A 21,016-nucleotide genomic window follows, 5' to 3' on the forward strand; every position below is an offset into this window, starting at 1 on the left:
ATTAACAGTATGTTAGTTAAAGAGTAAACCATGAAAGTGAAAGAGGACAGGGAGAGAGCAAATCAGACCAATAAATAAGAGTTATCCTCTTGGGCATTTATTGATCTGATATCCGACTTAAAGATTAGGTCTTGGATTACCGGCTAACTGGGCCAACGCTTCGGTATTCTCAATGGTGATGTACTTGCCTTTCACACTCAGAATATCGCTTTTCTGGAAACGGCCCAACAAGCGGCTGATAGTTTCTACCGTCAACCCTAAATAGTTGCCGATATCACCGCGCGTCATGGTCAGACGGAACTCACGTGGAGAGAAGCCACGTTGAGCAAAGCGGCGCGAAAGATTATAAATAAAGGCGGCCAGACGCTCTTCTGCATTCTTTTTAGAAAGCAGCAAAATCATGTCTTGATCACCTTTTATCTCGCCACTCATCAGGCGCATCATCTGCTGGCGCAGATTTGGCATTTTGCCGGATAAGTCATCCAGTGTATCAAACGGGATTTCGCACACCATGGAAGTTTCCAATGCCTGAGCAAAGCTTGGGTGCTGCAAGTTACTGATAGCATCAAAACCGACTAAATCGCCCGCCAGATGGAAACCGGTAATCTGCTCATCACCTTCTTCGGTAATGGTATAACTTTTAATGGTCCCGGAACGGATGGCATACAGGGATTTGAGTTCATCACCTGCTTTAAACAGCGCCTGTCCTTTCTGAATAGGTTTTTTCCTTTCAATGATATTGTCGAGCTGGTCCAGCTCGTTTTCATTTAAGGTAAACGGAATACAGAGCTGGCTGATACTGCAATCCTGACAGTGAATTGCACAACCACCAGACTGAATACGTCGGATTACGCGTTTTTCCGGGATCATAGGGTATTCCCATTAATATTGATATGCGTCAATTTTAACATCTTTTCTTGCGTCTGATAAGAGCAACAATAGTTAGCGTGCTAAAAGATAACCCTCATGCATTAATAACCAGCGTTTTCGCTCCACGCCACCGGCATAACCAGTCAATGCACCTTGTTGCCCAATCACCCGGTGGCAGGGGACAACAATGGAGATTGGATTCAGGCCATTTGCCATCCCAACCGCTCTGGACGCCGTTGGGCGGTTAATTCGCTTTGCTAACTCGCCATAGGTAATCGTCTCACCACAGGGGATTTTGCGTAATTGATCCCAGACCTGACGCTGAAAATCAGTACCGGCGGTCTTAACCGGTAAATTATCAATAATATTGAGCTCACCGGCAAAATAGCGTTGCATGCTCTCGCTTAAACCGCCGGGATTACGTTTTTCAACCAGCGTAAAGCTATTTTTGCCGTAATGATTGTTTAGCAATTTTATCAGCCGATCATAATGATCAGTCCAATCGATGGCCCGTAACCGGTGTTCTTCATCTGCAATGAGCAACAGTTCACCCTGAGGCGTTGTCATCCTATCAATCAAAAACGTTTCCATAAGTCTCCGCTATCTTGCTGTCATTGGTTGATGAAAATCTGCAACGGTGAATATTTTACTGGCAATTATTGCATGAAAAAGAGCTTCGATAGATCACTATCCGGATGTGAAAGCAAAAAGCTGTTCTTATTGCGGCATTAATCGCATAACACAGAAAGTTTAGTTATAAGGTCGGGGTGGGCGAAGTGAGTTTTAGCCGCTAGGATGAGAGTTTGTGAACGCGGTTTGTAATCATATTGCTGGCGGAAATACTGCTGGCGAAATCCATCTAATATCAGGTAGCCCATTCATGTCCAATACCCTGTTGTATCCTCTATTACGTGATGGTGAACCGCCGGCGGCGGCTATTGAACGTCCAGCAAGTCGCTCACCTTTTATTTTACTGGCAGATCATGCCGGGCAGCGCATTCCGGCTCAGTTAGGTGATTTGGGATTACCCACCGGAGAGATTGATCGGCACATCGGCTGGGATATTGGTTCACTGGCTACCGCGCAACTGCTTAGCCAGTATCTTGATGCCACATTGATTCACCAGCGCTATTCGCGCTTAGTGATTGATTGTAACCGCACCCCGGGGATCGCCAGCTCTATTCCTGAAATCTCGGAGCACACGCGGATTATACGTAACATCGGCGTGACGATAGAAGAGGCCGAAGCCCGTGGTGCTGAGGTATTCCAGCCGTATCATGATTTGATTACACAAACACTTAATCGGCGTCGTGATAGTGGGCAGCCCAGTGTCATTATCTCGATGCATAGCTTTACACCCTCATTTAAAAATAACGATCGCCCGTGGCAAATTGGGACCTTATTTAATCGTAACCCGGCCTTTGCTTTGCAATTGATTGAGCTTTTACAACAAGATAGCTCGCTGAATGTCGGGATTAACCAACCTTACGCCATGACGGATGCAACAGACTTTACTCTGCCATTCCATGCCGAACGTCGGCAATTACCTTATGTGGGTATCGAGATTCGTCAGGATCTTATTACGCAACAAGCGGGGCAGGAGCAATGGGCTCATCGTCTGGCAACACTATTACCACAGGTATTAGCGACATTAAATGGTGCAAAATAAGTGGTGGAATATGTATTTCCCCGATAAATATCTGTTTTGCATCAATGATCAAATGGGACTTATGACTAGCAGCAATTAATTGGCTATTATCGACCTTAACCATCACATTTTATTCATAACATGATCCTAAGGTTGACTATCACGTGGAATCTAAGCCTGCGCGTATCCTGATCAGTGCCTGTTTAATGGGAAAACCTGTTCGTTATAACGGCAGTGCTCTGTCTGTTCATGATGAAATTATTCAACGCTGGCAGGATGAAGGGCGACTGGTTCTGGTTTGCCCTGAGTTAGCCGCCGGTATGCCGGTACCGCGCCCTCCGGCTGAAATCCAGCAAGGTAATGGCGAGGCCGTGCTACAAGGGCAGGCGCGGGTGATTGAACAATGGGGTAATGATGTTAGCCGGGAGTTTCTGCAAGGCGCTTATCAGGCATTGGACGTGGCACAAAAACACCATTGTAAACTCGCCATTCTGACAGAAGGCAGCCCATCCTGCGGGAGTAGCCGTATTTATGATGGTCATTTTAGGGGTACTCAACGTACTGGTCAGGGGGTAACCACGGCACTATTACGTCGCCACGGGATCACCGTGTTCAGCCATCTTCAACTTGAACAAGCAGATGATTTTTTGCGAAGCTGTTCACAAATCAAGGTTGAAAATTAATCAAATGTCATAAAAACACGGTACACTGTATAAATAAACAGTGGTTACGTAACAATCGTATCTTTGATCACTTAATTTTGCTTGAAACCATTAAGTCGAGGTAGCGATATGACATTTAAGATAGTTGAAAAACAACCGCAACACGTCGTCAGTATCCGGGTGGTTGGCCCTTATCATGAGACCATCCCACTAGGATTTGACCAACTTTCATCGCTCTATGCTCAGCACCAAATCCCCGGCCGAGACTGGCTAGCACTGTATTGGGATAACCCAGAAACCAATCCTCCGGCCCAATTGCGAGCTGATGTGTCGCTATCGGTCGCAGATGACTATGTCTTGCCTGAAGAACTCAATAATCAACTGCAATTACAAGTGATCCCCGGTGGTTGGTATGCGGTGTATAGCACTCGAGTAACAGATGATGATTACGCCAAAGCATGGGGTGAATTGTATCACCAGCATCTGCCGCAAAGTGGCTATCGCCCAGCGGACGGCGCATGTTACGAGGTTTACCTTAATGACGGCAGGAGTGATGGATATTTTGATATTGATATTTATCAATCAGTTGAGAAAGCGCAATAAAGTGCAGCAGCAGCCGGGTTAGCCAGTTCGGCTGCTGACTCAAACCATCTTTGTATTCATCTTTATTCTTTATATTGAAGCCACTGATGATAGCCAAGGCTCATTCTTTTTGCGGGTGTCTACTGCCACTTTTATCTGTCTGCATTTTGCTGCTCAGTAGTTAGAAATAGTTGGCTTAGCCAGTCACTGAAAATCCGGACGCGCGGGGAAAGCTGGCGATTATGGGGATACAGAAAAGAGACTGGCATGGAGGGTGGAGCATACTCCGGCAGTATCTCAATCAATGTTCCGTTCATTAAATCGGGTTCAATGTGATAGCGCGGCACCTGAATAATCCCTAATCCCAGCCGTGCAGCAGCCACGAAACTTTCTGCGCCACTGACCGACAAAACAGTACGTAGCTTAATTTGATGATATTCAGGGGATGAGCGGGGCGATGATGGCTGATGTGAGTTTGCTTTTGGGGGGCGCGGCAATGTGCCATGCGCACTAAATTCCAAGGGCATCAGTCCACCGGTCGCGCTTGAACGAAAGCCGACCATCTGGTGTTCTGCCAGCTGTTTTAAGCTGTGTGGCATTCCATATTGTTGCAGATAACTCGGTGCAGCACAGGTGACTTGGGGTAATAGTGCGACTCGGCGGGCGACCATGTCACTGTCTTGCAAGTTCCCGACACGTAGCACGCCATCAATGCCTTCACGAATCAAATCGACCAACCGGTCACCTTCACTGATAAATAATTCAATATCAGGGTATTGAGCAATAAAGTCAGGTAATTGCGGCAACACAAAATGGCGGGCCAGAGTGCCTTGTACATCAATTCGCAGTAAGCCTCGCGGCTTGGCATTGGCAAACGCCATTTCAGCATCTTCAATGTCGGCAATAATGTGCAGGCAGCGCTGATAGTATGCTTCACCATCCAAGGTCGGGCTGACATGCCGGGTTGTTCGTTGCAAGAGACGAACATTTAAGCGCTTTTCCAGTTGCTTAATCGCATCGGTCACCGTAGAGCGTGGCAAATTTAAATCTTCGGCTGTTTGGGTAAAACTGCGCTGTTCCACTACTCTGGTAAACACACGCATTGCATCTATTCGGTCCACGCTATTGTTCGCTTTATTCGGATAGTGTTACCGAATAATAGTGGATTATCCGAATAGGTAAAGGTGGCATTCTCTGTTTACCGATTTGGCGGCGACAGATCTCATTGGGATATGCGGCCAATCAGCGAACACTGACCATTAAACTGACCTTCAGGGGAATATCATGACGAATACAACTCAGCCCGTTGCCATTGTTACCGGGGCATCGCGCGGTATTGGTGCCGCTATAGCTGAACGCTTGGCGCACGATGGCTATACCGTGCTTATTAATTATTCTCGGGCTGATAATGAGGCCGAAGCCTTAGTGCGCAAAATACAACAAGCGGGTGGAAATGCATTAAGCGCCAAAGGCGATATCAGTGACCCCATCGCCGTTGCTCAACTATTTGCCAAAGCTGAAACGGCTTTTGGTGGTGTCGATGTGTTAGTTAATAATGCGGGAATTCTGTCTCTTAGCACGATTGCTGAGAGTGATGATGAGCACTTCGACCGCCAAATTGCCATCAACCTAAAAGGCAGTTTTAACGGAATGCGGGAAGCGGCTAAACGGCTGAGAGATGGAGGCCGTATTGTTAACTTCTCAACCAGTGTGGTGGGGCTAAAACTGGAGAAATATGCTGTTTACGCGGGCACAAAAGCCGCTGTTGAAACCATGACTGCCATATTGGCAAAAGAATTACGGGGCCGCAATATTACGGTCAACGCTGTTGCTCCTGGGCCAACAGCGACCGACCTGTTCTTAAATGGTAAATCACCTGAGCTGATTGAAAAAATGGCAAAAATGGCCCCACTGGAAAGATTGGGTACACCTGAAGATATCGCGGCGGCAGTGGCCTTTTTAGTCAGTAAAGAGGGTGGCTGGATTAATGGACAAGTTTTGCGGGCCAATGGGGGGCTAATTTAACGCCATCGAGTTGTTTGGCTGCGAAAGGTCTGGGAATAATCTTGAAAGTTAAGGATTAATAATTAATTGCGCTTGTCATAAAAGCGTCATTAGCCTGTTTTAGTATCCGTTGTAATCAATAAATACAATTTGTATTACTGTTTTACAACAAGGAATTCTACTGATGCAGAACCGCATATCCACTTTGTCCGGCATAGCGTTATCCACCCTGATCTTAAGCAGCTCTCTGTTTGCACCGAATGCGGTTGCCGCCGCTACTGGGCTATACGATCGCAGCGCTCATGGCGATGTCACCCAGTTTGGCGGAGCGCGTCGTTTGACGGGGGATCAAACTCAAGCTCTGCGTGACTCGTTATCTAATAAGACGGTAAAAAATGTCATTTTATTGATTGGTGACGGCATGGGGGATTCAGAAATCACCTCTGCACGTAACTATGCTATGGGGGCCGGTGGCTTCTTTAAAGGCATTGATGCCCTGCCGCTGACAGGGCAATACACCCACTATTCATTAGATAAAAAAACGCAAAAGCCAGATTATGTCACTGACTCAGCCGCTTCCGCGACCGCATGGTCTTCGGGTGTAAAAACCTATAATGGCGCGCTGGGTGTCGATGTGTTTGGCAAAGATCATGTCACTATTTTAGAACTGGCTAAAAAAGCGGGTAAAGCTACCGGTAATGTGTCAACCGCAGAGCTGCAAGATGCGACGCCAGCAGCACAGTTTGCGCATGTCACCGGGCGTAAATGTTACGGCCCAGAAGAAACCAGTGAGAAATGTGGCACCAATGCATTGGAAAATGGGGGCCGCGGTTCTATTACTGAGCAAATGATTGAAGGGCGCGCCGATGTCACTTTGGGTGGTGGCGCAAAATCATTCAGCCAGTTGGCTAAAGCCGGTGAGTGGAAAGATAAATCACTGCGTGACCAAGCATTGGCCCGTGGTTATGTGATTGTCGAAAACCTTGATGACTTGAATGCCATCAAACAGGCAGACCAGAAGAAACCGCTTTTAGGGCTATTCAGCTCTGGCAATATGCCGGTGCGCTGGCAGGGGCCAAAAGCCTCTTACCACGGCAATCTCGATAAACCCGCGGTTGTATGTGAAAATAATGCCGAACGTACCAAGGATATTCCAACGCTGGCAGTCATGACTGAAAAGGCCATTGACCTGCTGAAAACCAATAAAAATGGCTTCTTCCTGCAAGTAGAAGGGGCGTCGATTGATAAACAAGACCACGCCGCTAACCCATGTGGCCAGTTTGGCGAAACCGTCGATCTGGATGAAGCCGTACAGAAAGCACTGGAGTTCGCCCGTGCTGATGGTAACACCTTGGTTATTGTGACGGCAGACCACGCGCATTCCAGCCAAATTATAGAAGCTGACGCTAAAGCTCCAGGTTTGACGCAAGCATTAACCACTAAAGATGGTGCGATAATGGCGATCAGCTATGGCAACTCTGAAGATGACTCCCAAGGGCACACCGGTACCCAATTGCGTATCGCTGCTTATGGCCCACATGCAGCCAATGTTGTCGGTCTAACTGATCAGACCGACCTGTTCTTTACCATGCGTGATGCTATGGCAATTAAATAAATTCCCTTTCTTTTTGTTGAATAATCCCGGTGCAGTTATGGCCGGGATTTTTATTGTAGCCATCCCTCCCAGGCTTTTATTTCTGCCGAAATCTCCTTTTTACATCATCATCGCTTATCAATTGTTATAATAATAACATTTTAGATTGTCTGGTTAAGGCGAAAAACCGAATTACCTCCCTTTCATTGCTGCGATCATTGTCACACACATAACATTTATAGCCTGATAATGTTATTGCATTAACATTTAATGATAAAAAAATAGCATAGAGGAAGGGACAATGGATATTGCAGTCATTGGTTCGAACATGGTTGATCTGATCACCTACATTGATGAAATGCCACAAATCGGGGAAACATTAGAAGCACCGGATTTTGAAATCGGGTGCGGCGGTAAAGGGGCGAATCAGGCAGTAGCCGCGGCCAGATTAGGCGCCAATGTCATGATGGTCACTCGCGTGGGTGATGATCTGTTTGCAGAAAATACCATTCGAAACTTACAACAAGCGGGTATTGATACCCAATATGTGAAAACAGTCGCCGGAACGTCCAGTGGTGTCGCACCCATTTTTGTCGATAAGTCATCACAAAATCGCATTCTCATTATCAAAGGTGCGAATAACCACCTGTCACCGGCAGATATAGACGCTGCGGTTGATGCCTTAAAGACCTGCCAGTTGATCATCTTGCAACTCGAAATACCATTAGAAACGGTCTATGCCGCGATTGATTTTGCTCGTCAGCACCAGATTAAAGTCATTCTCAATCCAGCCCCGGCATCTAAAGCGCTTGATATTGGCTATGCCTGTCAGTGCGAGTTCTTCATGCCAAATGAAACCGAACTTGCCATTCTGACCGGAATGCCAGTGGACAGTCTGGATAATATTTATCGGGCAGGGCGCAGCTTGTTGGATAAAGGTCTACATAACCTGATTATTACGTTGGGGCATCGTGGTTCTTTATGGATGCATGGCGAAGACATTCACCATGTGCCGCCGGTCAGTGTTCATGCCATTGATACCAGTGGCGCTGGCGATGCTTTTATTGGCTGTTTTGCTCATGAATATGTTCAGCACGGAAATGTATTAAAAGCTATGGAGATGGCCTCTGCTTTTGCAGCATACAGTGTCACCGGCAAAGGAACACAACGTTCTTACCCTGACGCGTCGCAATTTATTGATTTTTTAAATACCCTACACCAAGGAAAATAAAATGCGCCTGAATACCGTTCAACTGCCAGATGGCTATTTAAATAAAACCCCTTTATTCCAATTTATTTTGCTTTCCTGCTTATTCCCACTCTGGGGATGTGCAGCCAGTCTGAATGATATTTTAATTACTCAATTTAAAAGTGTTTTCGCTCTCAGTGATTTCGCCAGTGCATTGGTACAAAGTGCCTTTTATGGTGGCTACTTCCTGATTGCTATTCCCGCATCATTAGTGATTAAGAAAAGCAGTTATAAAGTGGCTATCTTGATTGGGCTAACACTTTATATTGTTGGTTGTACATTGTTTTATCCCGCATCGCACATGGCAACTTACACCATGTTTCTGGCGGCTATTTTCGCCATTGCCATTGGTTTGAGCTTCCTCGAAACCGCCGCCAATACCTACAGCTCAATGATTGGTCATAAGGATTACGCCACTCTGCGCCTGAATATCAGCCAGACGTTTTATCCGATTGGCGCATTGATGGGGATAGTATTAGGCAAATATTTGGTATTCCAGGAAGGCGACAGTTTACAGAGTCAAATGGCATCAATGACGCCAGAGCAGATCCATGAGTTTCGTCTTAGCATGTTAGAACACACCTTAGAGCCTTATAAATATCTAATCTTTGTCCTATTACTGGTAATGCTGCTCTTTGTCATTACCCGTTATCCACATTGCAAGCCTCAAGGCGACAGTAATAAGAAAGTGGCCCAGCCATCATTAAAAGAAACACTGAAATACCTGGCAGGGAATGGTCGCTTTAAAAAAGGCATTGCGGCACAGTTCCTTTATGTTGGTATGCAAGTCGCAGTCTGGTCTTTTACTATTCGTCTGGCGTTGAATCTTGGCGCATCTAATGAACGAGATGCTGCAAACTTTATGATCTACAGTTTTATTTGCTTCTTTATCGGTAAGTTTGTTGCCAACTTCCTGATGACCCGTTTTAAAGCAGAGAAAGTGTTAATTGCCTATTCCATCTTGGGAGCATTAACCCTGCTATATGTGGTCTGTGTACCTAACTTTACTGCGGTTTATGCCGCCGTATTTGTCAGCGTATTATTCGGGCCGTGCTGGGCCACCATTTATGCCGGCACATTGGATACAGTAGACAATAAATATACCGAGGTAGCTGGGGCGATTATTGTCATGTCAATTGTCGGTGCTGCGGTTGTTCCTGCCTTGCAGGGCTTCGTCTCTGACCATTTAGGCTCAATGCAGCATGCTTTTGTTGTCTCTTTACTGTGCTTCGCCTATGTAGGTTTCTATTTCTGGGGTGAACTGCGCAATAAACAGCGAGTCAATGCGGCAACATTGGCAAATAACGAATCCTAGTTAAACGGGGAGTAGAATAATGACCGCTAAAATAGCGCTGTTCCGTGAACAATTCAGCCGCCATGAGCAGGAAATTTTTCACAGCGACAACTTTACTGTGACCAGCTTTAAATATGCATCGGGAATTGAAGCCTTAAAGATTAGCAACTCTCGTGGTTATGTGACTATCTTACCTTATTACGGGCAGATGATTTGGGATGCTGAGTTTGATGGCCATAATTTGAAAATGGATAACATGTTCTCTCAACCAAAACGGGGAGAGAATATTGTCGATACTTACGGTTGTTTTGCTTTCCACTCAGGTTTGCGCCGTAATGGTTGCCCATCACCGCAGGATGACCATGTCCTTCATGGCGAAATGCCTTGCGCCGAAATGGATCACGCCTGGTTAGTTATTGAGGGTGACAAGCTAGCACTAACAGGAAGTGTGGAATATGTGAAAGGGTTTGGTGATCACTATTGCGCGCAACCGCTGGTGAGATTAACCGCTGGGAGTGCGCAGTTTGATATTGAAATGAATGTCACCAACTTGGCCAGTGTCCCAATGCCGCTCCAATATATGTGCCATATGAATTACACCTATATTCCGGGGGCCACTTTCCGCCAAAATTTACCGGGTTCAGCATTAAAACTCCGTGAAACGGTACCGGCACACGTACAGCCAACACCACAGTGGTTGCAATACACTCGGCAATTACAGGATCGACCTGCGGGATTAACTGATTTAAATGAGCCGGAGTTCTACGATCCAGAGATCGTTTTCTTTGCCGATGATTTATCACAGTACGTTGATGAAGCCGAGTTCTTTATGTTGGCTCCACAAGGGCATCGTTTTGTAACTCGTTTTTCAACCGCACAGTTTAATTATGGTACTCGCTGGATACTGTATAACGGTGATCAGAAAGTGGCTGCTTTTATTCTACCGGCAACCTGCCGTCCAGAAGGATATCTGGCAGCAAAAGAAAAGGGGACTTTACTGCTACTTTCACCGGGAGAAACGCGTCATTTTAGCGTGACAACTGGCGTGGTCTAAATACAGGATATTTCTTTTGGTGGGCAAGGAGGCCCGCTAAATATCGGCAAGCCTATCTCGCATAACTTCGGACACAATAAAAACTAAAGGCGGCCATAGAACGTCATTCTGGCGCTTTCTGATAGCGAAATATCAGGTTGAGCATTATAGGCCAGTACCACCAGCATGCGGGTAATGTCACCCTGCGTCGGTGTGACACGGTGAATAGCATTTCGTCCGCGGAATAAGACTAAATCACCGGGTTCAATCTGTAATGTTTTAGGCGTAATTTGTTGATTCAATAGTTTTTCCACCCCGGAATAGTTCATTTCCCCTTGGTCGGCATCTCGCATCTCTTCAATATATTCAAAAACACCCCCCGCCTGAGGTTTTTGCACTAATAAGGTGATAGCAAATGATGAATTATCAAAGTGCCAACCCAGTTCTTGGCCTTGAGCGGCATAGTGTAAATTAATGGAAGAAAGTGAGTCCGCATAGGGATGGAGCTGCTTTTCATTTAATACGGCGCACAGAAAGTTTTGAAAATCTGCTGCGGCATATAAGGTTCTGAGCGCAGAATCTACCGGGATGTCTTCATCAGTAATACAGCCCTTTGATGAGGTCACCAAGCGATTTCTGGGATGTTCAACGGCAAAATCCGTATCAGTTTTAGTTAGATAAACATTGTGTTGATTAGCGGCATAATAAGCCAGGTGCTGATGCTCGATACCTTCTTGTTTGATGCTATCGAGTGCTTGGGGTAATAAGAAGTTTGATAGGACTAATGCCCCATAGCTTTCTAAAGTCTCTTTACACTGGGCGATGAAGGCTAAGTCGTTAACTGGATTCGCCGCCATATTAATGATTTCATCGAGTTTCTGCATATATCCCCGCAGTGATGCTAAATGTTGCTTGGTTTCTATGACTAACTGTATAGGATTAGTTGTAACTGGAATAACAATAAAACGTTAATGATAGGTTAAGTTCAGCTATCGATAGCGACAGTACAGATAATGGGGAAGGGAGCGAATAATGGGGAGTTTAAAAGCAGTTCGCTTGCCAAAATTAACTGCCATTTTAGCATTTGAAACCGCAGCAAAAATGGGGAGTTTAGCTCGTGCAGCTGCATGCCTATCATTAACACCTGCGGCGGTTAGCCAGCAAATTCGTCAATTAGAACAGCATTTGGGCATTCAACTCTTTGCCCGGTCAAAATCAGGGGTTGAACTGACTAAGCAAGGCAGTGCTTATTTGGCTTATGTGCAACAAGCCTTTGAAACATTACGGGTGGCACAACAGAGCCTGGAGCGAGATAAAGGCGATTTATCGCTAAATATCTTTGCATTGCCAGCACTCGCCAGTCGCTGGCTTAATCCGTTGCTCAAACACTGGCTGACACAGCATCCGGATATCGATATCCGTATTCATGCAACGCATTCAGCTGTGGACTTTAATCGTACTGCGGCTGACTTTTATTTAGCTTTTGGTGATGAGTATTATCCTCAGCAAGAAAAAGAGGTTTTATTCCAAGACTGGGTCTTCCCGGTGGCTAGCCCCAATTTATTAACCACTGCTTGGTCAGAAGGGAAACACCACATTAACTACCCCATGATTCATGTTGATTGGGGCAAAGAAGGGCAATTTCTCCCCGACTGGCATGAGTGGTTGTTGTCTGCAAAATGGTCGCAATGCACGCCTAATCGTGGGCCAATCTATAATTTAACCGCCATGGCGATCGATTCAGCGCTGGCGGGTAACGGCATTTTGCTGGGACAGCAGCATTTGATTAAAAAAGAATTAGCGGACGGTCGCTTAATTCAATTATCTGACCACAAACTGCCAGTGACGAAACCTTATTATTTAATTTATCCCAAACGCACGTTGGACAAACCTAAAGCGGCGGAATTTATCCAATGGTTGCATAGTCTTTGCTAGCTGAATGCATAATCAACTGGCATAATTGACTTATTGTATGCTTGGATTCACGACGAAGCCGAGTACATACTATTTAAAATAAAACAGTAACTTATTATTTAACCGATAAATTGCACTTAAGTCTAATTTATCGGTTTCCTCTGTGGTTTTTACCGTGATCTATTTATGTAAAAAGCATGCGTAAAAAGAACTATTTATTAGAAATTGCCATTAAAGGCAGAATAAAAATTACTATTTTAAGATAGGGGCATATAAACCATCGTGGCTAAGAGAAAATCTACTGGTACCGGCTGGGTTATCCTACTGATCGTCGTTTTAGGTTTGATCACTGGTATCCCAAGAGAGGCGTGGATTGCACTGAGTGCAGCTATCTTATGCATGTATTTTGTCTGGCAGAATCTCAAAGGCGCCAGAACCCACGCGCGCCCGGCTATCAATACGGATATGCAAAAAACCGCGGCGATACCCGATCTGGGCGACTACCAGATTGCCCCTGCGCAGTTAGAAGCAGAACAATCTGCGGCAACTGATGAACAGATCCAAAAGCCATTAGGTGATGAAGATAAGAAGCCGAAATCAAAACAGCCAGAAACATCTCGAGGTTCTTTAGCCCGGGCTTCCTGGCTTCGCCCGGGGGAACTGGCGGTGGTGGCGGGAATAACCTTATCTGATGGTATGGTTTACATTGGTAATAAATACAAAAGTAATCGTACCGGAGCAGAGCCGGCATTTATTAATCCATCGATGGAGGTCGCGACAGAAGAAATTGATATTTCATTGCCCCTGATAGACAGTGCGCCCGATTATTCGACTTGTTCACCTGAGGCGAGAAAGGGATATTTACAGTGGTTATCCTCAGGTCGTAAATTACCTACCGCAGATATTGGCTATGTTTTCTTATTTTTCTATGGCTTAGAACATCGCATACTCATTGATGCAGCAATAGATACAGTGGCGAAAAAAGAACTTCCTATAATTGAATCTGAAATTAATCGCCTGCTAAATATCTATGGTAAAAATAATGCCTTTAATCATTATGCGCAAAATCTATTAGTTTATATTTCGAGGGTGAATATAGATGAGAAGCTTTATCTCTCACCCCCGCCGGTGGTGCGCGAAGCCTCAACTGAATTTCCTTTGGCGCTGTTAGTTGGGTTAGGGCAGCTAGCCATTGACCAAAAGCCCTTACCAGCAGCATGGGCGCTAGCGTGGGGGGAAGCCGACCCGGCTATCAACCAGAATATTTCGATGGCGCATTGTGCTGATGCTTTTGCCACATTATTCCAACAACGTTATCAAGAACAATACGGCGAAGGTTTTCTATTGCCGGTCAATAAAACCAAATTACAAATATTCTACCGCCCAGCCTCTGCGGGCTTAATGGGGCAAGAGTTTTTCCAACAGATTGCCGACTTGCCAAATGTTACTGTATGCAAAGCGCATCGCGATAAGTTGCGGGTAATATTTGCCGCATGTCAGCAGGATCTTGATATCTATAATCGTTTTGCCAGTGTTAATCCTAAGAGGAAGATGTCACTGGAAGGGCAGTTATTGATGCCAATGATATTGTGGTCCAAAGAATTGAAAACTGAGCTAGAGAGTATCAAAGCCAGAGTGGGATACGGTTTACTGATGGTCACGCTAGCTGAGCTGTTTACTCAACTCAGTACTGCCTGTGGCACCAAGCCATTAGAGCGTTTATCTCGCAGCCATGTTATGGCATTGACTTATGCACTAGCCTCTTTGCAAGTGGGTGTCGAGCCTGATGTGAGAGCCGATAACCGCACCCCGGTATTACAAGATACAGTGGCGCTGTTCCCGATTGAATCACTGGCTGCCGAGTCGGCGACGTTTGACACCTACCGCGTGACCATGCTTGCTGTGGAACTGGCTTGTGCCGCAGTGATGATCGATGGGCGTATCGGTGAACCTGAATCCATAATATTGACCCGGCATATTGATGCCTGGGGTTTCTTAAGCCCGGGTCAACGCATGCGTTTAAAAGCTTATCTACAACCGGGCATTCGTAAAAGTAATACTTTGTTAGCGCTAAAGAACAATTTGGAGCCGCTTTCACTGGAGAATCGCCGAGTTATTGCTCGTTTCCTGGCTCATTTAATGCAAGTTGAAGGGACAATCACCCCACAGGAAGTCAAATTCCTTGAGCGGGTCTACCAGCGTTTTGCTCTGGACAGCAAATGGGTCTATGCCGATCTTGATAGCCGTGCAACACCCATGACGTTAAGTCTGCCGTCACCAACAGCCGAAGTTATTACCGATACCGACCGCGTTAATTTACTGAAAAAAGAGAGTCAGGAGCTGGTCACATTACTTGAGAATCTATTTGTTACTGAAACCGTCGTGGCACAGACAGCGGAAGAAATTAACCCACAATCAATGGCGGCGATCAGTGCTAATTTGCCTGATGGTACGGTGACGTTCTTGAAGTTACTCATTTCCCGTGATACTTGGGAGCGAGAGAAATTGGTCGATATTGCCTGTGATATGGAAATTAAACTTGAAGATGCTTTGGTGGAAATTAACCGAAAGGTATTAGCTGCGTTTGAGGTGCCATTGATCACTGGCGAAGAGACTATCACCCTAGATCGCGAGATATCAGCAGCACTCCTTGCTTGAGCCGGTCCACAATAATCGCTACCATAACGCGCCTAATAATGCCAAATGTCAGAGAGATAAGCGTAATGAAATACCAATGGATACTGTTCGATGCGGATGAAACTCTATTTCACTTTGATGCCTATGAAGGGTTAAAGCTGATGTTTTCACGTTTTAACGTAGATTTCTCCGTACAGGATTTCGACCATTATCAATTGGTTAACAAGCCACTGTGGGTTGACTATCAAGACGGGAAAATATCAGCAACTGAGTTGCAAAATACGCGTTTTGAGATGTGGGCTGAAAAATTAGGTGTGGCGGCGACGCGCTTGAACAGTGAGTTTTTAACCGCTATGGCAGATATCTGTTCATTGCTGCCTGGTGCACGGGAACTGGTTGATGCTCTGAGCGGCAAAGTTAACATGGGTATCATTACCAATGGTTTTACCGAGTTGCAAACCATACGTTTAGAACGCACTGGCTTAAAAAATGTCTTTTCTCCGCTGATTATCTCTGAAGAAGTGGGGGCAGCTAAACCAGATGTTGCCATATTCGAACATGCTTTTAATTTAATGAATCATCCGGCGAAAGAAAATATTCTGATGGTAGGGGATAACCTCCATTCTGATATTCAAGGCGGGATTAACGCCGGGATCGATACCTGTTGGCTTAATATGCATGGCGCAGCAGCCGATAATAATATTGCACCTCGCTATCAAGTCAGCTCATTGGCAGAATTACAAAAATTATTGCTGGCGTAGTTCAGGGATATTTAATTAAACGAAGGCCGTTAACGAGACATTATCGATAACGGCCTTTTTATTTGCCTAATAGCCTATTTATGCCGCTAGGATAATAAGGAAATTATATTATCCCTGATGAGGCATTAATGATGGCGTACCGGCAAAGGCGGGCTTGCTGCTCTGTAGCGCTTGTTCATCTTGGCTGATACTGCCGCTATTGGCTGCCCAAACGCCTTCTGGTGTTTTGGTCACGGCCTGATGGTGTGAATTCAAGTCTTGCCCAACTGCGGCGATATGGGTACTTTCAGTTCCACCACTGTTATCGGCCCACGGAATTTGTGGGTCCGCAGCGCGGGCGATATTGGCACTGGCTAAAGTAATGATGGCAATGGTCAGAGCATATTTGATTTGAGTGTTCATATTATACCTGCTTATTTCGTAGCAAATACGTCGTCTGCCATGTGGCAGAACCCTCTCACTCAGGCGAATTACTGTCGGGGGAGATACTCATCAAGCTTATGCCGCTGTTGTGCCTTTGATTTAGCAACAAGTGCGATATGTTGCGATATTGTATATTAAAATGTAACTGATTTTGGCGCAATGTAATGTAATGCGTATCACTTGGTGGCCATTCAATCTACAACCGGGTGCATAGCATTATTTTACCCGGGTATTATTGACATCTATATTTACCCGGGTAAAATTAAAAAACTTTAAATTCTGGACAAAATCGCTATGCCAACTGTAACACAACCCTCATTCACCAGCTTTGATGGCTGGCAACGGATTGCCCACGGCAATTTAGAAACCAACGCACTGGCAGTAAAACGGGCGGTGGAATCAGGTTCTATCCACTCTATATTGACCTTTGACGACCATACTGGACATGTCATCGAGTTAGACATCCGTGGCACGGATGCTGAGATGATCGCGCGATTACCTCAAGAGTCTCAGGATGTTGAGATTCAAGAATCTGAAGCTGAGCAATCTCAATCTCGCAGTCGCGGGCGACCAAAGCTCGGCGTGATCGCTCGCGAGGTTACGTTGTTACCTCGTCACTGGGATTGGTTGTCAACACAACCGGGAGGCGCATCAGTTGCTTTACGTAAGCTAGTTGAAGAGGCTAAACGCCGTACCGCGACACAGGAAGATAAGAGAAAGGCTCAGGAACGAGCTTATCAATTCATGTCAGCAATGGCTGGTGACATGGCTGGTTTTGAAGAAAGTACGCGAGCATTGTTTGCCGGAGACTCAAATAAATTCATTCAGCTCACAGCCAATTGGCCATGCGATGTTCGTGACTATGCATTGAGTCTGGCTGGTTACGATCGCGCTGAATAGGGGCAGGTCAGAAATGATAGACGCCAACACGGCTGCCAATAAACAGCCGTGTCGGTATTAAAGGTGAGATCAGATTTTTTCTACTTTTATTAAAGCGAAAGCATCAACGCTGATTGGCGACCAAATCTTCGACTTGGTCAAAAATCGGCATTTCAGCCCCAAAGCGACGCACCTGAAGGACATCCTCTAACTTTTCTAGCTGACTTATCATTTGTAGCAGGCGCTGATCATCCAAGACCTGCAACCAAATACGGCTTTCTTCGCCGCCCGCTAGCGGCATACATAGAATCCCTTCTACGTTAAAGGCGCGACGGGCAAATAAACCGCAGATATGGGACATAACTCCGGGATGGTTGCGTACTGTGAGCAATAGCGTTACTCGCGCGGCAGTAGGTAAGTCTGCAGTTGGTTGAGCTGTGCTGTGTTGATTTGTCATATTACTCACCTCCAATCATATCGATATTGGCCGCGCCCGGAGGCACCATCGGATACACTTTTTCATCTACATCAATCAGTGCGTGGATCAATACCGGCCCCGGGCGGTTCAATGCTTCATGTAATGCAGCATAAGGGTCACTCGCGGTATTAAGGTCGCAGGTTGAGAAACCAAATCCTTCGGCAATATGAATGAAATTAGTCCGATAAGGGTAGTCAGCAGCAAAAATTCGTTTGCCGAAGAACAATTCCTGTTGCTGATGGACTAAACCTAACGATTGGTTGTTCATCAAAATAATTTTGACGTTCAGTTGCTCTTCAGCTGCCGTCGCCATCTCCTGAATATTCATCATCAAGCTGCCATCACCGGAAAAACACACCACTTTTGCTTGGGGTTTAGCCAGTGCGGCACCAATAGCGGCGGGCAAACCAAATCCCATAGTGCCCAACCCGCCGGAGGTTAACCACTGGCGCGGGCGGTGCAAAGGATAAGCTTGAGCCACCCACATCTGATGCTGTCCAACATCAGTGGTGATGATAGTTTCGTCATCCAGCGCTTCAGCGGCGGCACGAATCAAACCATAGTGGCACAGTGGGTTTCCGCTATTGGGTTGATTGAACGGGAACTCGCGCTGCATATCACTGACGGTTGCGCGCCACTCACTGCGAGTGTTGCTCTCAACCAAGGGCAATAAATGAGTCAATACCTGTTGAATATCTGCATTCATCGCCAGATGTGGACGGCGAATTTTACCCAGTTCAGCTGGATCGATATCAACGTGAATAATGCTGGCATCAGGGCAGAATTGCTCGGCTTTTCCGATGGCTCGGTCATCAAATCTGGCTCCCAGCACAATTAATAAGTCAGCTTGCTGCATGATTAAATTGGTGGAGCGCGCGGCATGCATCCCCAGCATTCCTAAGGATAATGGGTGGTCAACAGGCATCGTGCCTAACGCCATTAATGTCATGGTGGTTGGCAAACCCGCTTTTTCTGCCAGCTGTATGGCTTGCTGATGAGCGTCAGAACTGACGATCCCGCCCCCCAGATAGAGCACTGGCCGAGCCGCTCGGTTAATCATTTGCGCGGCTTGCGCAATAGCGATTGGCTCAATCGGGCAGGGAGCATCAGCTACCCCGGGCGCAGGCAGGTTATCAATCTCAATGGTGGCCGTTTGCACATCTTTAGGGATATCAATCCATACCGGGCCGGGACGACCAGACTGTGCAATGCGGAATGCGGCAGGGATCACCCGGGTGAGTTCGTTGATATCACGAACCAGATAGTTATGTTTGGTAATAGGAATCGACATGCCGTAGGTATCAACTTCTTGAAAAGCATCAGTGCCAATCATAGAAGAGGAAACTTGGCCGGTAATACAAACCAGTGGAATTGAGTCAAGTTTGGCATCGGCAATCGCCGTCACCAGATTTGTCGCACCGGGGCCACTGGAGGCCAAACAAACGGCGGTTTGTCCAGTGGCTCTGGCCATGCCTTGCGCCATAAAACCGGCACCTTGCTCATGTCGCGCCAATACATGGCGAATAATGCGGCTCTGCCCCAGCGCATCATACAGCGGTAGCGCGGCACCGCCGGGGATCCCGGCAACGGTGGTAATACCTTGCTGCTCCAGCAAGCGAACTATTAATTGGGCGCCTGTATAACGCATGGTTATATCCTTTATCAGGGCCGGCGGCTAACAGAGTGGGGCTAAAAAGAAACCCCGCTCGGCTGGCGCCGGCGGGGTTTGGGAATCTTTCTGGATTCGGTACCCGTTACGGCGCGCTGCCGACCACCACCACCACGCGCACGACGACTACCGCGTCAACATGCGCGGTGTTTAGTAGGGCGAAATTGGCAGTGGAATAGTTCACGGGATATCTCATCAATAAGTGTAATAAGCCTTAAAAGATAAACACGATTAGCAAAAAGGCACAAGAGTGCAGAACAACAAGAATGCAAAAACCCAAGATTGATCACAGAGTTGTTGAGAACAATGTTGTCCTCATCAGCTGGCGCTAATTTCACTCAATGTCGTTTTGTTGATGCCTTGTTTAAATTTTAAACATTAAAGTAACATCTCTTGGCTTGAATGGAATAACGCAGAAGGGACTTATGCATAAATCATTGTCGTTGGTTTTAATTGCAGTTTTAGCCGGCTGTGGTGCGAAATATAGCCCACATGAAACAGTTGATATTGATAATTATACGACAACTCGCATTGCGCAAATTATAGCAACTCAAGTAGACACCGCTCAGGGTCAATCTGCGGGTGAAGTTATCAATAAAGTCTCCGCCGAATTTCTAGGGACACCTTATAAAGCCAATATGCTGATGGGATCTGCAACAGAAGCTGAAAAATTGGTGATAGATTTCAGAGGGCTAGATTGTTTTACTTATCTTGATTATGTTAATTCGTTACGTAAATCTACAGATAGCAATATATTTGTTCAGCGGCTTATTGAAACGCGCTATATCAATGGTGATGTTAGCTATAAAAATCGCAAGCATTTCTTCACCGATTGGTCACAGCGACAACCCTTAAATGCCCAGGATGTGACCGCAACAATAAGTTCGCACGCGGTTACTGTCACTAAGTATCTGAATAAGAAAGAGGATGGCGGTGAGTTTATCCCAACGTTGGGGGTGACAAAACGCGATGTGGTTTATATTCCAGCCGAGTTTGTTGATGATACGGTTGTGCATAATTTAAAAATCGGTGATTACATTGGTATTTATACCAAAATTAAAGGGTTAGATGTCACTCATACCGGTATTTATATTATGACGCCCAATGGACCAATGTTGCGTAACGCCTCGTCAATGAAAAAGAATATGAAAGTTGTTGATTCACCATTTATTGAGTATGTAAAAAACACGCCTGGAATTATTGTGCTTAGAGCATTGTAAATATCTATTACCCAAATGTTCTCGTTAAATGTGGGCTAAGTGAAAAATAGGGATGTATTGATTAACACATATTAAATGATGTTGATACCACAAGGAGTT

21 protein-coding genes are annotated in these 21,016 nt (G+C 45.9%); 13 read left to right on the forward strand and 8 right to left on the reverse strand.

The window, feature by feature from the left end; all coding sequences use genetic code 11:
• Positions 1-117: 117 nt before the first annotated feature.
• Complete coding sequence (locus FTA96_RS10445) at positions 118-870, reverse strand: FNR family transcription factor (protein ID WP_025378308.1); 753 nt, start codon at positions 868-870, stop codon at positions 118-120.
• 72 nt (positions 871-942) lie between these two features.
• Positions 943-1,461, reverse strand: coding sequence for a methylated-DNA--[protein]-cysteine S-methyltransferase (gene ogt / locus FTA96_RS10450; RefSeq protein WP_050107074.1), 519 nt, complete (start codon positions 1,459-1,461; stop codon positions 943-945).
• 289 nt (positions 1,462-1,750) lie between these two features.
• Here ogt and FTA96_RS10455 point away from each other — a divergent pair, with 289 nt between their 5' ends.
• The 3 genes from FTA96_RS10455 (at position 1,751) to sbmC (ending at position 3,783) form a co-directional block, all read left to right on the forward strand.
• A complete protein-coding gene (locus FTA96_RS10455; protein WP_050107072.1) occupies positions 1,751-2,539 on the forward strand; it encodes an N-formylglutamate amidohydrolase in 789 nt (262 codons plus the stop codon).
• Positions 2,540-2,682: 143 nt separating this feature from the next.
• Positions 2,683-3,201, forward strand: coding sequence for a DUF523 domain-containing protein (locus tag FTA96_RS10460; protein WP_050107070.1), 519 nt, complete (start codon positions 2,683-2,685; stop codon positions 3,199-3,201).
• A 108-nt stretch (positions 3,202-3,309) separates the two neighbouring features.
• Positions 3,310-3,783 carry a DNA gyrase inhibitor SbmC gene (gene sbmC, locus FTA96_RS10465; RefSeq protein WP_050107068.1) on the forward strand — a complete coding sequence of 158 codons (474 nt, stop codon included), beginning with the start codon at positions 3,310-3,312 and terminating at the stop codon, positions 3,781-3,783.
• A gap of 131 nt (positions 3,784-3,914) precedes the next feature.
• Here the strand turns inward: sbmC and FTA96_RS10470 are convergent, their stop codons facing one another.
• Positions 3,915-4,883 carry a LysR family transcriptional regulator gene (locus FTA96_RS10470; RefSeq protein WP_134956805.1) on the reverse strand — a complete coding sequence of 323 codons (969 nt, stop codon included), beginning with the start codon at positions 4,881-4,883 and terminating at the stop codon, positions 3,915-3,917.
• A gap of 163 nt (positions 4,884-5,046) precedes the next feature.
• Between FTA96_RS10470 and FTA96_RS10475 the strand changes: the two genes are divergently transcribed.
• The 5 genes from FTA96_RS10475 to FTA96_RS10495 all read left to right on the forward strand — a co-directional run bounded on the left by FTA96_RS10475 (position 5,047) and on the right by FTA96_RS10495 (position 10,957).
• A complete protein-coding gene (locus FTA96_RS10475) occupies positions 5,047-5,787 on the forward strand; it encodes an SDR family oxidoreductase (RefSeq protein ID WP_145534288.1) in 741 nt (246 codons plus the stop codon).
• Between the two features lie 163 nt (positions 5,788-5,950).
• Positions 5,951-7,381: an alkaline phosphatase gene (phoA, locus tag FTA96_RS10480; RefSeq protein ID WP_050107063.1), complete on the forward strand. Its 1,431-nt coding sequence runs from the start codon at positions 5,951-5,953 to the stop codon at positions 7,379-7,381.
• A 280-nt stretch (positions 7,382-7,661) separates the two neighbouring features.
• Entirely contained in the window at positions 7,662-8,591 is a 930-nt protein-coding gene (gene rbsK, locus FTA96_RS10485; RefSeq protein ID WP_050145887.1) for a ribokinase, read from the forward strand.
• A gap of 1 nt (position 8,592) precedes the next feature.
• Complete coding sequence (gene fucP, locus FTA96_RS10490; RefSeq protein WP_050107059.1) at positions 8,593-9,924, forward strand: L-fucose:H+ symporter permease; 1,332 nt, start codon at positions 8,593-8,595, stop codon at positions 9,922-9,924.
• Between the two features lie 19 nt (positions 9,925-9,943).
• On the forward strand, positions 9,944-10,957 hold the full coding sequence (locus FTA96_RS10495; protein WP_050107057.1) for an aldose 1-epimerase family protein: 1,014 nt from the start codon (positions 9,944-9,946) through the stop codon (positions 10,955-10,957).
• An 83-nt stretch (positions 10,958-11,040) separates the two neighbouring features.
• On the opposite strand, the gene FTA96_RS10500 is transcribed toward FTA96_RS10495, so the two are convergent.
• Positions 11,041-11,820 (reverse strand): HalD/BesD family halogenase, encoded by a 780-nt coding sequence (locus FTA96_RS10500; protein WP_050151191.1) that lies wholly within the window; start codon positions 11,818-11,820, stop codon positions 11,041-11,043.
• 148 nt (positions 11,821-11,968) lie between these two features.
• On the opposite strand from FTA96_RS10500, the gene FTA96_RS10505 reads away from it, so the two are divergent.
• From FTA96_RS10505 to yjjG, 3 genes are all read left to right on the forward strand, one after another.
• Positions 11,969-12,871 carry a LysR substrate-binding domain-containing protein gene (locus FTA96_RS10505; RefSeq protein ID WP_145573752.1) on the forward strand — a complete coding sequence of 301 codons (903 nt, stop codon included), beginning with the start codon at positions 11,969-11,971 and terminating at the stop codon, positions 12,869-12,871.
• 261 nt (positions 12,872-13,132) lie between these two features.
• Complete coding sequence (locus FTA96_RS10510) at positions 13,133-15,508, forward strand: tellurite resistance TerB family protein (RefSeq protein ID WP_145573754.1); 2,376 nt, start codon at positions 13,133-13,135, stop codon at positions 15,506-15,508.
• Positions 15,509-15,573: 65 nt separating this feature from the next.
• Positions 15,574-16,248: a pyrimidine 5'-nucleotidase gene (gene yjjG / locus FTA96_RS10515; RefSeq protein WP_050107050.1), complete on the forward strand. Its 675-nt coding sequence runs from the start codon at positions 15,574-15,576 to the stop codon at positions 16,246-16,248.
• A 108-nt stretch (positions 16,249-16,356) separates the two neighbouring features.
• Here yjjG and FTA96_RS10520 read toward each other — a convergent pair whose 3' ends face one another.
• Positions 16,357-16,638 (reverse strand): hypothetical protein, encoded by a 282-nt coding sequence (locus FTA96_RS10520; protein ID WP_050107193.1) that lies wholly within the window; start codon positions 16,636-16,638, stop codon positions 16,357-16,359.
• Between the two features lie 327 nt (positions 16,639-16,965).
• Between FTA96_RS10520 and FTA96_RS10525 the strand changes: the two genes are divergently transcribed.
• Positions 16,966-17,571 (forward strand): DUF2239 family protein, encoded by a 606-nt coding sequence (locus FTA96_RS10525; RefSeq protein WP_145573756.1) that lies wholly within the window; start codon positions 16,966-16,968, stop codon positions 17,569-17,571.
• A gap of 103 nt (positions 17,572-17,674) precedes the next feature.
• Here FTA96_RS10525 and ilvN read toward each other — a convergent pair whose 3' ends face one another.
• The 3 genes from ilvN to ivbL form a co-directional block, all read right to left on the reverse strand.
• The gene (gene ilvN / locus FTA96_RS10530) at positions 17,675-18,007 is read right to left on the reverse strand and encodes an acetolactate synthase small subunit (RefSeq protein ID WP_050145884.1); all 333 of its coding nucleotides are present in this window, start codon (positions 18,005-18,007) and stop codon (positions 17,675-17,677) included.
• A gap of 1 nt (position 18,008) precedes the next feature.
• Positions 18,009-19,676: an acetolactate synthase large subunit gene (ilvB, locus tag FTA96_RS10535; protein ID WP_050318324.1), complete on the reverse strand. Its 1,668-nt coding sequence runs from the start codon at positions 19,674-19,676 to the stop codon at positions 18,009-18,011.
• Between the two features lie 106 nt (positions 19,677-19,782).
• Positions 19,783-19,881, reverse strand: coding sequence for an ilvB operon leader peptide IvbL (gene ivbL / locus FTA96_RS10540; protein ID WP_375541944.1), 99 nt, complete (start codon positions 19,879-19,881; stop codon positions 19,783-19,785).
• A 241-nt stretch (positions 19,882-20,122) separates the two neighbouring features.
• Between ivbL and FTA96_RS10545 the strand changes: the two genes are divergently transcribed.
• A complete protein-coding gene (locus FTA96_RS10545) occupies positions 20,123-20,917 on the forward strand; it encodes a DUF1460 domain-containing protein (protein ID WP_145530549.1) in 795 nt (264 codons plus the stop codon).
• Positions 20,918-21,016 lie beyond the last annotated feature (99 nt).

Source organism: Yersinia alsatica (assembly GCF_902170305.1).
Classification (GTDB): domain Bacteria; phylum Pseudomonadota; class Gammaproteobacteria; order Enterobacterales; family Enterobacteriaceae; genus Yersinia; species Yersinia alsatica.

What these genes read in the sequence shown, in the direction of transcription:
- FTA96_RS10445 (WP_025378308.1), bottom strand. Translation starts at nt 870, where the DNA reads ATGATCCCGGAAAAACGCGTAATCCGACGTATTCAGTCTGGTGGTTGT.
- ogt (WP_050107074.1), bottom strand. Translation starts at nt 1,461, where the DNA reads ATGGAAACGTTTTTGATTGATAGGATGACAACGCCTCAGGGTGAACTG.
- FTA96_RS10455 (WP_050107072.1), top strand. Translation starts at nt 1,751, where the DNA reads ATGTCCAATACCCTGTTGTATCCTCTATTACGTGATGGTGAACCGCCG.
- sbmC (WP_050107068.1), top strand. Translation starts at nt 3,310, where the DNA reads ATGACATTTAAGATAGTTGAAAAACAACCGCAACACGTCGTCAGTATC.
- FTA96_RS10475 (WP_145534288.1), top strand. Translation starts at nt 5,047, where the DNA reads ATGACGAATACAACTCAGCCCGTTGCCATTGTTACCGGGGCATCGCGC.
- phoA (WP_050107063.1), top strand. Translation starts at nt 5,951, where the DNA reads ATGCAGAACCGCATATCCACTTTGTCCGGCATAGCGTTATCCACCCTG.
- rbsK (WP_050145887.1), top strand. Translation starts at nt 7,662, where the DNA reads ATGGATATTGCAGTCATTGGTTCGAACATGGTTGATCTGATCACCTAC.
- fucP (WP_050107059.1), top strand. Translation starts at nt 8,593, where the DNA reads ATGCGCCTGAATACCGTTCAACTGCCAGATGGCTATTTAAATAAAACC.
- FTA96_RS10495 (WP_050107057.1), top strand. Translation starts at nt 9,944, where the DNA reads ATGACCGCTAAAATAGCGCTGTTCCGTGAACAATTCAGCCGCCATGAG.
- FTA96_RS10500 (WP_050151191.1), bottom strand. Translation starts at nt 11,820, where the DNA reads ATGCAGAAACTCGATGAAATCATTAATATGGCGGCGAATCCAGTTAAC.
- FTA96_RS10505 (WP_145573752.1), top strand. Translation starts at nt 11,969, where the DNA reads ATGGGGAGTTTAAAAGCAGTTCGCTTGCCAAAATTAACTGCCATTTTA.
- yjjG (WP_050107050.1), top strand. Translation starts at nt 15,574, where the DNA reads ATGAAATACCAATGGATACTGTTCGATGCGGATGAAACTCTATTTCAC.
- FTA96_RS10525 (WP_145573756.1), top strand. Translation starts at nt 16,966, where the DNA reads ATGCCAACTGTAACACAACCCTCATTCACCAGCTTTGATGGCTGGCAA.
- ilvN (WP_050145884.1), bottom strand. Translation starts at nt 18,007, where the DNA reads ATGACAAATCAACACAGCACAGCTCAACCAACTGCAGACTTACCTACT.
- ilvB (WP_050318324.1), bottom strand. Translation starts at nt 19,676, where the DNA reads ATGCGTTATACAGGCGCCCAATTAATAGTTCGCTTGCTGGAGCAGCAA.
- FTA96_RS10545 (WP_145530549.1), top strand. Translation starts at nt 20,123, where the DNA reads ATGCATAAATCATTGTCGTTGGTTTTAATTGCAGTTTTAGCCGGCTGT.